This window comes from Parasedimentitalea psychrophila (assembly GCF_030285785.1).
Classification (GTDB): Bacteria; Pseudomonadota; Alphaproteobacteria; order Rhodobacterales; family Rhodobacteraceae; genus Parasedimentitalea; species Parasedimentitalea psychrophila.
The window spans coordinates 3,990,721-4,005,305 of record NZ_CP127247.1; the positions used below are offsets into that span (position 1 = coordinate 3,990,721).

Here is a 14,585-nt window from a genome sequence, read left to right on the forward strand (position 1 = left end):
ACTGTTGTAATACGGCGGGGCGCTTTTAGCGCCCCGTTTCACGCTTAGGGAAACCCGCGCGTCAAAATCAAGGCCGCGTATGAACGACGGCCATAGGGAGATTATCCATGACATCTGATGTTCATGAAAATCGGCCGCTTACCGAAGATGAATTGCAAGACCTGGTGTCCTCATCGGACGCCGGCGCGCGAAACCCTCCGGGGTCAATCGGGCTGTTTCTGGCAATTGTCGCGGTGATCTGGTCGGTGTTTCAGGTCATTTTGGCCTCACCACTATCCAACGTCTTGTTACCCGGAAGCGTGGTCAACAATTCGCGGCAAATTCATCTGGCCTTTGCCATGTTCCTGGCCTTTACGGCCTATCCAATGCTCAAGACCAGCCCACGCAATTTTGTCCCGGTTCAGGACTGGATTATGGCGGTGGGCGGCGCCATAATTGCGCTATATGGCTATATTTTTTACGAAAAAGTTGTGGCCTCAGGTGGTCTGGCGGACAATGTCGATAAGTGGTTTGCGCTTGTTGGCCTAGTACTGCTGTTCGAAGCAGCCCGTCGCGCCCTGGGCCCGGCGATGGCGATCATCGCGGTCATTTTCCTTGGCTATGTCTTCTTCGGCTCGTCTGAATGGCTGCCGGATGTGATCCGCTGGAAAGGCGCCAGCCTGAAAAAGGCAATGAGCCATATGTGGATCACCTCAGAAGGGGTGTTTGGCATCGCTTTGGGTGTCTCAACCAAGTTTGTCTTCTTGTTTGTATTGTTTGGCGCTTTGCTGAGCAAAGCAGGCGCGGGCAATTATTTCATCAAGATGGCCTTTGGCGCCCTTGGCCACCTGCGCGGTGGTCCGGCCAAAGCGGCGGTGGTTGGCTCGGCTGCGACCGGGCTGATCTCCGGTTCGTCGATTGCCAACGTGGTGACCACCGGTACATTCACCATCCCGCTGATGAAGCGGGTGGGCTTTTCCAGAGAGCAGGCTGGTGCGGTTGAGGTCGCGTCGTCTGTGAATGGTCAGATCATGCCGCCGGTGATGGGGGCTGCGGCCTTTCTGATGGTGGAATATGTCGGCATTTCTTATGTCGAGGTGATCACCCACGCGTTCCTGCCGGCGACGATTTCCTATATCGCGCTGGTCTATATCGTGCATCTGGAGGCGGTGAAGCGCAACATGCCAACCCTGGGCAACCGGGTGGTGTCGATGGGCAGAACGATTGGCGGCATGGCACTGTTCTTTGCTGGCTTTGCGGCGCTGTGCTACGGCGTGCAATATCCGGTTCAGCTGGTGACTTACCTGTTGCCCGGCGCATCTAATCTGGTGTTGTCTGCCCTGGTGGCTGCGGCCTATGTGGGGCTGTTGTGGGTTGCCTCTGGGGTTGAAGACCTGGTGCCAGATGATCCAAACGCCAAGGTGGTTGAACTGCCGGTGGTGGGCGAGATCTACAAGGCTGGTCTGCATTACCTGCTGCCAATCATTGTGTTGGTCTACTTCCTGATGATCGAACAGAAATCACCGGGGCTGTCCGCCTTTTGGGCGACGGCACTGTTGTTCGTGATCCTGTTGACGCAAAAACCGATCAAATCCATGTTCCGCGGCGAAAGCGAAACAGCCAATGCCTTTAAAGAAGGTGTTGTCGATTTGTGGGACGGCTTGATCGAAGGCGCTCGCAATATGATTGGTATTGCACTGGCCACCGCCACGGCGGGTGTCATTGTCGGCACCGTGACCCTGACCGGTATTGGTCAGGTGATGGCGGATCTGGTCGAATTCCTGTCGGGCGGCAATCTGATCCTGATGCTGGTGCTGGTTGGGCTGCTTTCCCTTGTTCTGGGTATGGGATTGCCGACAACTGCGAACTACATCGTTGTCAGCTCGCTGATGGCCGGTGTGGTGGTCGAACTGGGCGCACAGTCAGGGCTGGTGGTGCCACTAATCGCAGTACACCTGTTTGTGTTCTATTTTGGTATCATGGCAGATGTGACACCGCCGGTCGGGCTAGCCAGTTTTGCCGCAGCAGCGGTATCAGGCGGCGACGCAATCAAAACCGGTTTCATCGCGTTCTTCTATAGCCTGCGCACGGTGGCACTGCCGTTTGTGTTCATCTTCAACACCGACCTGCTGTTGATTGATGTCACATTGGTTCAAGGGATTGTGGTGGCGATATCAGCGACCATTGCCATCCTTGTGTTCACAGCAGGGACTATGGGCCACTTCCTCACCAAATCCCGTATCTATGAGAGTGTTGCGTTGGTGCTGGTTGCCTTTGTCCTGTTCAGGCCTGACTTCGTTATGGACCGGCTAATGCCCGCCCATACCGACGTCGCGCCGACCGAACTTGTACAGGCGCTGACAGCAGCTGAACCGGGTAGTGAGCTGCGGATTACGATCCAAGGCCCCGATTATGACACCTCCAAGGTCAAATCGACCACTGTGGTGATGGTGATCGACGACCAGGGTGACGGGCAAACCCGTGCTGACGCCTATGGCTTCATGATGCTAGAGGAAGACGGTCTGATGAAACTGGAAGAGCCGATGTTTGGCACCCCGTTTTTAACCAAAATTGACAGCGTTTTTGATTTCTATGGGGATGAGCCGGTTCAGATCACTTCTGTTCAGGCGCCAGCCGATCAACTGCCCAAGGAACTGGTGTTCCTGCCTGCGTTATTGTTGCTGGCCCTGGTTGCCATGCTGCAGCGCGGACGGGCTAGCAAAGAAGGAGTACCAGCATGAGCAAGTCTATCCTTTGTGCGGTTGATCTTGGCAATGCCGAGACTGACACTAAAGTCCTTGTTCAGGCGGCCAGGCTGGCTGAACAAGACGGTGCGCAACTGGATGTGGTGACGGTGTTGCCCGATTTTGGTGAAAGCTGGGTGTCGGGATTCTTCGAAGAGCATCACCACGAGAAAGCGGTCAAGGAAACGTCTGTACGGCTACGTGAAGTCTGTGAACAGGTGGTGGGGGCTGAGCTGAATGCGAAGATCCGCCATCTGGTGGCAACCGGCACCGCCTATCAGGAGATCCTGAAAACAGCCAAAACGGCTGGGGCAGACCTGATTGTAATCGGCGCGCACAAGCCGGATTTACAGGATTACCTGTTGGGACCAAACGCCGCCAGGGTGGTCCGGCATTCGGTTTGCTCGGTCTTTGTGGTACGCTGAAACGAATGGGGGCGCCTTTGTGCGCCCCTATTCATATCCGGTCATTTCCAGATAACCACGCCCCGTGTGGCTGCCGGAGATGGTGACGGGTCCTTCCCAATACGGCACCGAGGTTCCCATCCAACTTTGCTCGTTAATTGGCTGAATCATAACCGAAACTTCGTGTTCCGGGAGATTGACCTGCCAGGTAACCGGAACAGTTCGACCCTCAACTATGCTGTAATCCAATGGCACAGCCTGAAATGCGCCGGGGGCCAAAGGAGTGGCACTGCCCTCGGCATCAATCCAAGTGCCCGAGCTATAATCGCCGCTGTCACCGCGCAGGATGAAACCCATCAATTTGGCGCCGCTATCAAAACTCAGCGAGAACCAGTCCCAACCGTTTTGATCCTTGGCCAGCGGTTGGCTTGACCATTCACGATCTAACCATCCCTGTCCTGTGACCTCCACAGATCCGTCAGCAAGGGTCAGTGTTCCTGTGACATCGTATCGGGGTTGCGAGTAATAATGGCTGGCCTGGCCACCGGCAGATTTCACCGAATAGCCGTTGTCGCCATGTCGCACCAAAGGGCCGCGCGCAGTCATCGCCAAATTATAGGCGAAACGCCCACCACTGGCGGTAACTGTCAGATTTTGCAGCGTTTGATCTGGGCTGGCCATCGCCCAGTTGTCAATCCAGGCGGTGAACGGCTGGATGGAAACACCTGCCTGACCGATGCCCCCTCTGGCCCAGCGTTCGTCATAATACATGGCGTCCTCAGTGGTGAGACCGGCATGTCCCACCCATATTTGTGGGCTGGACCAGCCGGCGCGATCACCTGGGCCACGGGCGATACGGAACAGCGTCCACTGAACACCATACTCACCACCGTCATCGCCATTCAGGTTGGCCGTCATGTACCACCATTCAATTCTAAAATTCGGATGGGACCCATGATCCAACGGGAATTCCAGTGTGTTCTGTCGGTCGGGAATTGCAAATCCCTCAACCTGAGTGCCAAGCCCTGCAAAGCCCTGAGTTGCGCCCATATGGGGAAGGCAGATAATCACGCCTGCAATCACCAATCTAACGTTCATGGGCAAACACCTTGAGCAGATCTGCAGGCTTGATACGCGCCAGTTTGATGGCGGGAACCGCGGCGGCGGCGGCGGCGGCGATCAGAGCCAGCCCCAACAACCGCAACCAATCCATCGGGAACACATACATTGGCAACTTCCAGCCAAAGGCCTCGACATTGATGACCGACAATAACACCCAAGCCAGAACAAGGCCAAGTGGCAGCGCCAGGAAAGCGGTTAGAGTGGCCAGAGCGAGACTGCGCAATACTTCTAACCATGCCAACTGTCGCCTGGAAACACCCAGGGCCCAAATCGGCGCAAGTTGCGGCAAGCGCATGGTCCAAAGCGTCAGCAGGCTGGTCAGAATAGCAAAGCCTGCAACCCCTAGGGTCAACAGATTCAGCGCCCCGGTGACGACAAAAGTCCGGTCAAACACCGCCAGAGACCTGGCCTTTATGTCCGCCTGGTCAATCACGGATATGGACGCTGAATCAAATGACTGTCGTATCTCCTTGATCAAATCGGAGGCGTCCTTGGGGGGCAGGCGCAGTCCAAATTGGCGGTTGGGAACATCGGGCACCCGCTGAAGTAAGCTTGGCAACGAGATTATCGCCTGACCATGTGGATTTCCGTAGTCCGAATACACTCCGGTCACAGGTATCTGCCAATCCTGGGTGAGTGTTAACATATCGCCAGGCCATAGGTTCTGACGGCGCGCCAGTTGTTCATTTATCATCACTCCGACGCCATCAAATACCTTGTCCCAGGCGGCGGGCTGAGCCTGAAGAACAGGCCAGTTTTCCCGGTATGTGTCATGATCAATGACACCGTAAATCCGAATAGGAGCCCCGTCATAAGAAACTTCTGCCCAGCGGATTGGCAATGTGGTGATGTCCCGGTCGGCCAGCCAATCGGTGAATTCCCCGGCTTGTTGCTCATCCTTCACTGTTGCATAAATTTCCGCCGAAAGACGTTGGTTCATCCAACCGACAAAGGTAAGGCGAAAGCTGGAGGTCATTGTTCCGACGCCGATATTTGTCGCCAGCGCCAAGAGAAGGGCCATCATTGCAAGCGATATTCCGGGCAGTTGCGCCCGCATATCCGCCCAGATCCATTCGGATAATGCGCTCCTCGCAGTTCGGGCTCCTGCAGAAAGTATTGCAAACAGCAGCAGAGGCAGCAGTAGTGCAGAGCCCAACATCACCCCGGCAAGCAGAGCGAAGCCAGCCACCAACCCATCAATCAACAGGATGGCGAGACTGCCCGCGACGATCAGCCCGCAGCCGGCGATGGCCATTACCTGTTGGCTGGACCGTGCATCCAGGCTGCGGGCCTGAACTCCGGGCGCCAATAGCAGTGGCATTCTGTAAAAATTTGCAAAGGCTTGGGCGCTGGCGATTAAGGTGCCAAAGATCGCCATGCCAAGTCCCGACATAATCCAGCTCGCTCGCAAAGTTATGCCGCCCTCAACCGTTTCGCCGTAGAGTCCGTTTAACGTTGCGCTTACGTCGGGGAGCAGGGCGCCGGCCACCAGATACCCCAGGATCAATCCCAGCCCCCCCGCCGCCAGGGCAATGACCATAAGTTCGCCGATTAGTAGCCCGGTCAAGAGTCGCAGCGAGACGCCCATGGCCCTCAATGTTCGAAATAAATTGCGCCGCTGTTCAATGCCCAGGCCGACGGTGCCCTGCACAATGAACAGGCCAACTGCAAAAGACAGCAGGCCAAAGGCCGTAAGATTTAAGTGAAAACTATCGGTGAGCCGTCCGGTCTCGGTGTCGACTGCGGCGCGCCGCAACAGCTCTGGCGCAAGCTCCGCTAGCGGTTTCAACCCCATCGGTTGATCTGCCAGAATGATCAGCCTGGTGATTTGTCCGTGAAGTCCCAAAAGGGCCTCAGCTAGGGAGATGTCACTCAACACGACGCCCGTTGGCAGGTTCTCTGTGTGAGTAACGGGCGGTAAATCTGGATGACCGTCCAATTGGCTCTGCGTGCTGGGGTGTAGAAATAACCTACCCGGTGAGCTTAGCGCATCCAGTTGAGGCGCCTCTATAGGTGATATCGCGCGCAATGCGGGATGGTTCAGTGGATCGATACCAAGCAGTTTGACCGATCCATTCCGCAGTGACCACCGGCCCTCGATGACAGGCGCCAACTTCCAACCGGCCCGGCGTAACATCACGTAGCGAGTCATTGGAATAGTGCCGGTTTTTGGGATCAGAATATCCATTCCCGACAATCCCAATTGGGCCGAAGCCCGCCCGTAGGATGCCCGCGCCTCGCCGTTTATGGCCTGCACCGCCGACCATAATCCCGTGGCCAATGCCAGGCCAGCAACCAGGGTTAATAGTTGCAGCGGATGACACCTCCAATGCGACAACAATGCGCCAAGGGCAGCGCGTATCATTGAATTTTCCCTTCACTCAGGTGAATCCGGCGGTCCAGTTGGTTGGCGATCTGCACAGAGTGTGTCACCAGAAACAGCGAGGTGCCGCTTTTTCGGACCAATTCCAACATGAGGTTCAGGACTTCGGCGCTGGCCGTTTCGTCCAGATTACCGGTAGGCTCATCCGCGAGCAGGAGTTTTGGGCGTACGGCCAAAGCCCGGCCAATGGCAACCCGTTGCTGTTGCCCACCTGAAAGCTGCTCTGGATAGCGATTGGTCAAATCTGCAAGACCCAGGCGGCGTGTCAGTGTTGTGATCCAATCTAAATCCACACGCTCAGCAAGACTGGCGTGCAGCAAGATATTTTGCTCAACGGTGAGTGAAGGGACGAGATTAAATTGTTGAAAAACCATAGCAACGTCGGTTCTCCGCAGTTTTGCTCTGGCTCTATCGGTAAGTCCGGTCAGGCTGGTGCCATCAATTTTGATTTCGCCACTGTCATAGTGGTCCAGAGCCGCGATCAGGTGCAAAAGCGTACTTTTTCCTGAACCGCTTTCGCCAGTTAATGCGATAGTTTTTCCGGCTTCCAGATCCAGTGAAACCTTGCGAAGCACGGCGCGGGAGGGCGGCAGGCCCGGATAACATTTACTTAGATTTCGGATGCATAATAGCATGTCGTTGACCATTCCCAAATTCGCTTGTGGCATCATCCGATCCAAGTCACTGAATACTTGCAGAGCGAAACTGTCCAGCACAAGCTGCATCGCCGGGTTTCTTGAGAACAGGACAGAATACGTCCAAAGTAGAGTTGCAAATGGGCGCCGAGCATTGTTTGGCAATTGCGTCTGACGACAATGACCTGATATAAATGGACAATTGAAACCAGTCTGATCAATTTTCACGGTCGAACCCACAAGGAAAGCGACATGTCCCTGCTGCAACAACTCATTTGGGGAAGTCTTGTTCTGATACTGTGCCTTATTTTGGAAACGGCGATCCTTTTACATTGCGCCAAAGCGCTGAGGCGGCTCTCCAAGCGATTTGGCCAAGTATTAAGGCCAAGACATACAACCATTTTCATCTTTGTTGCTTTGTCTTATGTGGTGTTCGCACATACCCTGCAGGTGTGGATCTGGTCGTCCGGCTTTGTGCTCTCTGGCGCGCTGCCCGAATGGAATACAGCCGTTTACTTCTCCTTGGTGACCTACACGACTTTGGGCTATGGGGATGTGGTGCTTGGTCCGGGACTTCGAATATTCGCGGCATTTTCAGCCGTCACTGGCCTGTTGGGATTTGGCATTAGCACTGCTTTTCTTGTTGGATCTATTGGTAAAGTGTTTGTTGTTACCCAGGAGGTTGAAGGCGACAACTAGAGTACCGGAGCAAAGAGGCGCGCGACCGGTGCTGCGAGACGGATCAGAAATTTTTGTTGATCCAGCCCTTTGGTAATTTCATCCGCATGGGTGAAATCCTGCTCCAGCATCGTTGCGACCAATTGTGCCGCCTGAGTGTCAAAGAAAAATGCCATAGCTTCGAAATTCAAGCGGAAGGATCTATTGTCTAGGTTGGTTGTGCCAATACCCGCTATCGTTTCGTCAACCAGAACAACTTTTTGATGCATGAACCCAGAGGTGTAGCGAAAGATCTTAACCCCAGCTGCGCGGAGCTCATCGAAATAGGAATATGCCGCCAGCCAAGGCGCATAATGGTCAATGCTGTCGGGCAACAGGATGCGTACATCTATACCTTTCAGCGCCGCATGTTTGAGGGCGGCAATGACATCCAGGTCAGGGACAAAATAGGGCGAGGTAATCCAAACCCGATGCCTTGCTGCTGAAATTGCAGAGAAAAACATCATAGATCCGGTTTCGGTCGTGCTATCTCCTGGGCCGGTGGCGATGATCAATGCCGCCAGATCCTGTTCTGCGATCGTGGCAGACCAGTCCAGCAAGTCCAGCAATGGCTCCTCAGTCAGCCAATGCCAATCCTCGGCAAATGCCAGTTGAAGCTGCAGCACAACGGGCCCGGTAATCCGCACATTGGTGTCGCGCCAAGGGCCAAATTTTGGATCTTTCCCCAGATACTCATCGCCCACATTCAAGCCGCCGGTAAAGCCGGTGTTGCCGTCGATGATGACTGTCTTGCGATGATTTCGAAAATTGAGGTGAAACCGGTGTTTGGGCCCGCGTCGCGTGCCTGGATCCACCAAATTAATGCCCGCGGCCTGCAGGCTGTTTGAATAGCGCCGCGGCAGAGCATGGCTGCCCACTGCGTCGGTGATAAACCAAACGGCCACCCCACGTTGCGCGGCAGCGATCATATGATCCCTCAGGCGGCGCCCCAACCCATCATCGCGGACAATATAGAATTGCACCAAAACATAGTGTCGAGCTTCGTCTATGGCATTGAAAATACTCTGAAAAGATGCCTCACCGTTGATCAGAAGTTCAAAGCCGTTGCCGCCACAAACCGACAGTCCGGCGACGGCTTCAAAGGGGGCTGGGTTGACCGACATCTGCGCCGGATCCACCGCGTGGGCCTGAGAGAAGTTCTTTATCCCTTGCACCGCGCGCGCCGATTGGATGCGGGCATCGCGGTAGCTTTTAAACCGGTGATGGCCGAAGAACAAATAGGCGGGCAGGGCGAGGATCGGAAGGGCGAGTAAAAAAACAACCCAGCCCATCGCCCCCTGCGGTGTGCGCGAGGTGCGGGCGGCGCTGAGAGCTGATAATCCAGCAGCGATCCACATGGCCAGGATCAACAGAGTGCTGAGGGTAATAGACAACATATATTTCGCCTTATACACAACGGATTATTGCAATTTTTTGAGACGAGTATTTGGCTGTAAGTAGATTTCATAGGGGCTTCAGTCGTCACTGAAAGCATGCCTTTCTCCTCTGTGTTTTACCACAAAAAAGAGGCCACTCAAGAAAAGGACCCGGCTGCTGTTCCTCCTTGCAAAGTGAAAATCCGAACAATGAGGTTGCACCAAGGGCTGTTACTCGACTTATCTGAATGTGTGGTCTTCCAGGGAAATGCTGGCCGAGGACCGTTTCCCGCAGGGTAAGGCAGATTGGGCCAATTCTGATGCAAATGTCATTACTAAAGGTGTTGCCGTCGGCGTTATTGGCTGCGGTTCTGCGCTTTAACCGCAAGCAAGGTTGGGTGCTCAGCAGCCACATCGCGATGTCTATGATGCTGGCGCTGTTCCCTTTTGTTCTGTTTACAGTGGCTCTGGCTGGCGCGGTGGCCGGGGTGCTTTCCCAGGATGTGCAGCTTGAAGACATGGTGGATCTTGTTTTTGGATCCTGGCCGCCGGCAGTTGCCGAGCCGATTGTGAATGAGCTCTATGCCGTCTTAGCGGCATCCAATTCCAGGCTGATGACAGTGGGCGGTGTACTGGCACTGTATTTCGCCTCCAACGGGGTCGATGCCGTTCGTTTGGCCATGGTTCAGGCCTATCGGGATGATGACCCACGACCATTCTGGAAATGCCGTTTGTTATGCCTGTCCTTTGTCATTCTGGGAGGGGCCGGGATCATGGCAACCGCCTTTTTTGAATTTTTGCTGCCTTTGTTGGCCCGCTATCTTGCAGATTTTTTTCCGCAGGTCACGGTTGGGAGCGGTTGGGGTGGCGGCCTGAATGGGCTGTTGGTGACCCTGACACCTCTGCTTGCGGTGCTGGCCTGCCATATTTGGTTGCCCGGCCATATCCACAAGCTGCGCCACATTTTGCCGGGGGTCGTGTTGACGATGGTATTATGGTGGGGCGCTGGTTGGGGGTTTTCAGTGTATGTCAGTGGTTTTGCACGGTATTCCACGACCTATGCCGGGCTGGCCGGGGCCATGGCCGCGCTGATTTTCTTATATTTCAACGCTGCAATTCTAATTTTGGGCGCCGAGTTCAACGGTGCTTTGATCCAGGCACTTGGCGCTGAGGATCCGGCGGCAAATCCGGAAGGCGGCACTTAAGGAGCGTGACAGACCGCCGCTCAGATGCACGCTGCCGCTGCGGGCGGTGTTGCTGGATCGGCCACGGCTTGGATAAAATGGCTCAATTGCCTTAATTCGGTCATCCCCCCGGCGTAGTTGCAACCTAGCCTTTACCATAATGTAGGCCAATGTTTGGTCGGAGAGGGATCTGATGATGAGATTGAGCACAAAAATCCGCCATTCGCAGCTTTTTGAATTGATTCGGCAAAAAAATGCCGCAGAGCAGGTCGATATGCGTCTGAGAGTGTCTCGGCGTAGCGAGGGCGAGGGGGTGGATACTTTGATGTTCCGCACGTTGGCCGCGCGTTCTCTGCAGCTGCCCGGCAATCAGGGCGTATAGCTTTAGCCCCTAAAGCCCATGGCAACCACAAATTTTTCTGAACTATCAGACCGTGAGGCCGGCGGCTTCATATTCATGACTTTGGTGAATTTCTGTTTTAGAACCTTCTGCAATTCACCCTCGGCACCACCGGCGAGCACTTTGGCGACAAAGGTTCCACCTTCTTCAAGCACGTCGAAGGAAAAATAGGCCGCAGCCTCACAAAGTGAGATGATCCGCAGGTGGTCGGTCTGTTTATGGCCGCAGCTGGCCGCAGCCATGTCCGACATTACCACATCAGCCTTGCCGCCCAGCCATTCTTTGACCTGAATGTCGGCGCCATCATCCATAAAATCGAGCTGGTAAAGGTTTGTTCCGGCCAGACTTTCCATTTCCTGCAGGTCGACACCCAAAATCGTACCAACAGCTTTGTCTCTTCTCTCACCCAGTGCATTGATCCGTTTCACGGCAACCTGGCACCAGCCACCGGGGGCGCAGCCCAGATCGACAACCCGGGCACCCGGAACCAGGAAGCGGAACTTATCGTCTACTTCCATGATCTTATAGGCCGCTCTTCCTCGGTAACCCTCGGCTTGAGCACGTTTTACATAGGGGTCATTTAGCTGTCGTTGCAGCCACCGGCTGGAACTGAGCGTCCGCCCGCGCGCTGTCTTTAGCTTGACTTTCAGGTCGCGCTGTCCGCGTCCCGAGGTATTTTTGCCGGTGGGTGTTTTAGCCATCACAATGATCCGTTTCATGCCGTCAGGCGGTCAGGGTTTGAAAGCCCTCATGAGTTATATGTCGGCTTAGGCCAACGCGAGGCAAAGGAAAAGGGGCTTTAACCTTTTGACTGCGTCAGTGCCACAGTCAAAAGCGCCATAATCCCATTTTCTTACTCATGGTATGAACCGAAGGCTTGCAATGTTTGGCAGCGAACTTCTCAAATGCCATTTCGCGTTCGGTGAATGCAGGATGTGAGGGTCACCACAATAGCGCTGCCCAGGAGTCCCGGCTGCCACTGAATTCAAAACGGGCTATCGTCCAGCACTCCAGCGGCACTCATCTGTGCGTAAAGCAATCCCTCGCGCAGCCCCCTGTCGGCCACCGACAGCCGGTCGGTCGGCCAGCAACGCAACAGAGCCTGCAAAATCGCCGAACCTGACATGATCAGGGCCTGACGATCTTCGCCGATACGGGGGTCGCGTCTTCGGCCCAGCGGGCCCAATTCAAGATAACCGCGGATCACCCTGTCGATCTGGTCGCTGGTCATTCGCAACCCGTCCACCTTGGTTCGGTCATAGCGTTTCAGGCCAAGATGAGAGGCGGCAACCGTCGTGACCGTGCCTGAGGTGCCAACAATCTGGAAACCAGCGCGAACCTGCTCGTCTTTATAAGGGGCGAATTCGGACAGGTTTTCCTCAAAAAACCAACTCATTAGAGCAAACCGTGCGGCGTCATCATCAACGTCGATGAACTGGTCTCGTAGCGTGGCCACACCGAGCGGAACTGAAATCCAATCCACTACTTTTGCATTGGGAAAACGGCTGTCAGTGGTGTGAAACCCAGTGTGTAAACGCATAATGGCGGCAGGGCGGTCACGCCGGGGGACCGAAGAAATGTCTATCCACACAAGTTCGGTCGAGCCGCCGCCGATATCTACCACCAGCAGTTGTTCGGTCTGCGTCGACACCAGCGGCGCACAGGAAATCACCGCCAGGCGGGCCTCTTCTTCTGGCTGAATGATCTCTAGGGTGAGCCCAGTTTCGCGTTTCACCTGACGAATGAATTCCCGAGAGTTCTTTGCCCTGCGACAGGCCTCGGTGGCCACTAGCCGCATATGGGTGACACGATTTCGCCTAAGTTTTTGCTGACAGATTCTTAGCGCCTGTATGGTGCGCGCCATCGAGGCCCGTGACAGTCGCCCGGTCCGTTCCAACCCGGCGCCAAGCTGCACCGATTTGGAGAAACTGTCCACCACATGAAAGCCGCTGCCCTTGGGTTGGGCAATCAGCATCCGGCAGCTATTTGTACCCAAATCCAACGCAGCATACAACGCGTCGGGATTGGGGCGGGCTGGCACGGGGGTCTCAACCACCTTGGGGAACGCGCCCGTACCATTGGAACGCCTGGGCGCCATGTGTCACGCCCTCCGATTATCGTGTTGTGTTTGACCATAGGTGCGCAGCGGCGCACACGCAAGACGCCGTGAGCACCTGGCACTCACTTGCGTCACCGGGTGCGCATCAAACTCATAAACCAGATGAGAAATATGACGATTCCGAGCTGTGGCCTTTGCGCAGGCAAGAATGTAATTTCCTTGTATCAAAAACGTCGCTCAGTACTCCCGGTTTGTCGAAATTCGACCTACTTGCCGCCCTTATGCGGACTAGAACCACAAGGAACAGAGCTATCTGAAAGGAAACGGCAATGCCTGAAGTTACAATTGTCTTTTGGCGGGATATTCCGGCCCAGGTTATCGTCGGCAGGGGACGTCGGGGGGCAAAGCATCAGCTTGAGGAACGGTTTGAGCAAGCCATTGATCGCGCCGCCATGAAGGTGAATGCCAAGGACTCGGACGCCTATCTGGCCGAATGGCGTAAGGCCAAACCCTATACTTTAGATGGAGATCCGGCCGAGATTGTGGCGTCCGAAGCCAAACGGCTTGAGGTGGAATACGATCAGGCCCGGCTCAAGACATTGATTCAGAACGACGGATGGGCCTAGGCTCGACACGACTATGGGAGGCCGTGATGGCTTTGTTGAACTTTAAAAAGCGTGACGCCGGTGGCGCACAGCCCGTTAATCCTCAGGTTGAGGCTTTTTTGCAGGACTACTCGATCGAGGTCATGCCGCGGACGGCTGCCAAGGTCGACGATTTCCGCGACCTGCTGCCCGTCGGCACCCGTGTCTATGTGGCTCATATTGAAGGCACTCCGATCGAGGACATGGTGGCGACGGCCAAGCGTCTGAATGATCAGGGTTTTCCGGTCATGCCACATTTTCCGGCGCGGATCATCCAGGACAGGGCAACCCTGAGTGACTGGATTGAGCGATACCAGGGCGAGGCGGACGTCAAGCAGGCTTTGCTGCTGGCTGGTGGGGTGAAAAAGCCACTGGGTGAGTATGAAGATTCGATGCAATTGTTGGCGACCGGTCTGTTCGACAAAGCTGGCTTCACCAATCTGCACGTGGCTGGGCACCCCGAGGGCAACAAGGACATTGATCCCGATGGTTCCACCAAGAATGTCGCAGAAGCGCTGATCTGGAAACAAAAATTCTCAGACCGTACCGATGCCAAAATGGCCTTGGCGACACAGTTTGCCTTTGAGGCGGATCCGATTATCGAATGGGCCGACGCCATCCGGGCCGCCGGGGTTGATATCCCGATCCACATCGGCATCGCAGGTCCGGCCAAGCTGCAGACGCTGATCAAATTTGCCATCGCCTGTGGGGTCGGGGCGTCGCTCAAGGTGCTGCAGAAACGGGCGATGGATGTCACCAAGCTGTTGCTGCCCTACGAGCCAACTGACGTGCTGACAAAACTGGCGGCGCACAAGGCGGCCAACCCAGACTTTAACGTCACAAATGTGCATTTTTTCCCTTTGGGCGGTATTAAAACCAATGCCAACTGGGCGATCAATAATGGCGGCGCTTCGGCAAAGCCAGTCAACTCCTAAGGA

The 14,585-nt window shown here is 55.2% G+C and carries 13 protein-coding genes; 7 read left to right on the plus strand and 6 right to left on the minus strand.

The window, feature by feature from the left end; genetic code table 11:
- The first annotated feature begins 107 nt into the window (after window positions 1-107).
- Both QPJ95_RS19340 and QPJ95_RS19345 read left to right on the plus strand, forming a co-directional pair.
- Window positions 108-2,720 (plus strand): TRAP transporter permease, encoded by a 2,613-nt coding sequence (locus QPJ95_RS19340; RefSeq protein ID WP_270918946.1) that lies wholly within the window; start codon window positions 108-110, stop codon window positions 2,718-2,720.
- Window positions 2,717-3,148 carry a universal stress protein gene (locus tag QPJ95_RS19345; protein WP_270918945.1) on the plus strand — a complete coding sequence of 144 codons (432 nt, stop codon included), beginning with the start codon at window positions 2,717-2,719 and terminating at the stop codon, window positions 3,146-3,148. Before QPJ95_RS19340 ends, QPJ95_RS19345 begins: the two co-directional genes overlap by 4 nt.
- Window positions 3,149-3,175: 27 nt before the next feature.
- On the opposite strand, the gene QPJ95_RS19350 is transcribed toward QPJ95_RS19345, so the two are convergent.
- The 3 genes from QPJ95_RS19350 to QPJ95_RS19360 are packed head-to-tail and all read right to left on the minus strand — an operon-like array spanning window position 3,176 to window position 7,267.
- A complete protein-coding gene (locus QPJ95_RS19350; protein ID WP_270918944.1) occupies window positions 3,176-4,225 on the minus strand; it encodes a lipocalin-like domain-containing protein in 1,050 nt (349 codons plus the stop codon).
- Window positions 4,215-6,614 carry an ABC transporter permease gene (locus QPJ95_RS19355; protein ID WP_270918943.1) on the minus strand — a complete coding sequence of 800 codons (2,400 nt, stop codon included), beginning with the start codon at window positions 6,612-6,614 and terminating at the stop codon, window positions 4,215-4,217. The genes QPJ95_RS19350 and QPJ95_RS19355 overlap by 11 nt, the downstream gene beginning before the upstream one ends.
- Window positions 6,611-7,267, minus strand: a complete 657-nt coding sequence (locus QPJ95_RS19360; RefSeq protein WP_270919030.1) for an ABC transporter ATP-binding protein — start codon at window positions 7,265-7,267, stop codon at window positions 6,611-6,613. The genes QPJ95_RS19355 and QPJ95_RS19360 overlap by 4 nt, the downstream gene beginning before the upstream one ends.
- 252 nt (window positions 7,268-7,519) lie before the next feature.
- On the opposite strand from QPJ95_RS19360, the gene QPJ95_RS19365 reads away from it, so the two are divergent.
- Window positions 7,520-7,966 carry a potassium channel family protein gene (locus QPJ95_RS19365; protein WP_270918942.1) on the plus strand — a complete coding sequence of 149 codons (447 nt, stop codon included), beginning with the start codon at window positions 7,520-7,522 and terminating at the stop codon, window positions 7,964-7,966.
- Here the strand turns inward: QPJ95_RS19365 and cls are convergent.
- A complete protein-coding gene (cls, locus tag QPJ95_RS19370; RefSeq protein WP_270918941.1) occupies window positions 7,963-9,381 on the minus strand; it encodes a cardiolipin synthase in 1,419 nt (472 codons plus the stop codon). The genes QPJ95_RS19365 and cls overlap by 4 nt on opposite strands.
- A 305-nt stretch (window positions 9,382-9,686) precedes the next feature.
- Here cls and QPJ95_RS19375 point away from each other — a divergent pair, with 305 nt between their 5' ends.
- Together QPJ95_RS19375 and QPJ95_RS19380 are read left to right on the plus strand one after the other, a co-directional pair.
- A complete protein-coding gene (locus QPJ95_RS19375; RefSeq protein WP_270919029.1) occupies window positions 9,687-10,565 on the plus strand; it encodes a YihY/virulence factor BrkB family protein in 879 nt (292 codons plus the stop codon).
- 172 nt (window positions 10,566-10,737) lie between these two features.
- A complete protein-coding gene (locus tag QPJ95_RS19380) occupies window positions 10,738-10,926 on the plus strand; it encodes a hypothetical protein (RefSeq protein WP_270918940.1) in 189 nt (62 codons plus the stop codon).
- A 2-nt stretch (window positions 10,927-10,928) separates the two neighbouring features.
- On the opposite strand, the gene QPJ95_RS19385 is transcribed toward QPJ95_RS19380, so the two are convergent.
- The gene (locus QPJ95_RS19385) at window positions 10,929-11,645 is read right to left on the minus strand and encodes an RlmE family RNA methyltransferase (protein WP_270919028.1); all 717 of its coding nucleotides are present in this window, start codon (window positions 11,643-11,645) and stop codon (window positions 10,929-10,931) included.
- Between the two features lie 284 nt (window positions 11,646-11,929).
- On the minus strand, window positions 11,930-13,042 hold the full coding sequence (locus QPJ95_RS19390) for a Ppx/GppA phosphatase family protein (RefSeq protein WP_270918939.1): 1,113 nt from the start codon (window positions 13,040-13,042) through the stop codon (window positions 11,930-11,932).
- A 290-nt stretch (window positions 13,043-13,332) separates the two neighbouring features.
- On the opposite strand from QPJ95_RS19390, the gene QPJ95_RS19395 reads away from it, so the two are divergent.
- On the plus strand, window positions 13,333-13,629 hold the full coding sequence (locus tag QPJ95_RS19395; RefSeq protein WP_270918938.1) for a virulence factor: 297 nt from the start codon (window positions 13,333-13,335) through the stop codon (window positions 13,627-13,629).
- Window positions 13,630-13,655: 26 nt separating this feature from the next.
- Window positions 13,656-14,582, plus strand: a complete 927-nt coding sequence (locus QPJ95_RS19400) for a methylenetetrahydrofolate reductase (protein ID WP_270918937.1) — start codon at window positions 13,656-13,658, stop codon at window positions 14,580-14,582.
- Window positions 14,583-14,585: the final 3 nt, after the last annotated feature.

What these genes read in the sequence shown, in the direction of transcription:
- QPJ95_RS19380 (WP_270918940.1), top strand. Translation starts at nt 10,738, where the DNA reads ATGATGAGATTGAGCACAAAAATCCGCCATTCGCAGCTTTTTGAATTG.
- QPJ95_RS19400 (WP_270918937.1), top strand. Translation starts at nt 13,656, where the DNA reads ATGGCTTTGTTGAACTTTAAAAAGCGTGACGCCGGTGGCGCACAGCCC.
- QPJ95_RS19375 (WP_270919029.1), top strand. Translation starts at nt 9,687, where the DNA reads ATGTCATTACTAAAGGTGTTGCCGTCGGCGTTATTGGCTGCGGTTCTG.
- QPJ95_RS19345 (WP_270918945.1), top strand. Translation starts at nt 2,717, where the DNA reads ATGAGCAAGTCTATCCTTTGTGCGGTTGATCTTGGCAATGCCGAGACT.
- QPJ95_RS19340 (WP_270918946.1), top strand. Translation starts at nt 108, where the DNA reads ATGACATCTGATGTTCATGAAAATCGGCCGCTTACCGAAGATGAATTG.
- cls (WP_270918941.1), bottom strand. Translation starts at nt 9,381, where the DNA reads ATGTTGTCTATTACCCTCAGCACTCTGTTGATCCTGGCCATGTGGATC.
- QPJ95_RS19365 (WP_270918942.1), top strand. Translation starts at nt 7,520, where the DNA reads ATGTCCCTGCTGCAACAACTCATTTGGGGAAGTCTTGTTCTGATACTG.
- QPJ95_RS19360 (WP_270919030.1), bottom strand. Translation starts at nt 7,267, where the DNA reads ATGCTATTATGCATCCGAAATCTAAGTAAATGTTATCCGGGCCTGCCG.
- QPJ95_RS19385 (WP_270919028.1), bottom strand. Translation starts at nt 11,645, where the DNA reads ATGGCTAAAACACCCACCGGCAAAAATACCTCGGGACGCGGACAGCGC.
- QPJ95_RS19350 (WP_270918944.1), bottom strand. Translation starts at nt 4,225, where the DNA reads ATGAACGTTAGATTGGTGATTGCAGGCGTGATTATCTGCCTTCCCCAT.
- QPJ95_RS19355 (WP_270918943.1), bottom strand. Translation starts at nt 6,614, where the DNA reads ATGATACGCGCTGCCCTTGGCGCATTGTTGTCGCATTGGAGGTGTCAT.
- QPJ95_RS19395 (WP_270918938.1), top strand. Translation starts at nt 13,333, where the DNA reads ATGCCTGAAGTTACAATTGTCTTTTGGCGGGATATTCCGGCCCAGGTT.
- QPJ95_RS19390 (WP_270918939.1), bottom strand. Translation starts at nt 13,042, where the DNA reads ATGGCGCCCAGGCGTTCCAATGGTACGGGCGCGTTCCCCAAGGTGGTT.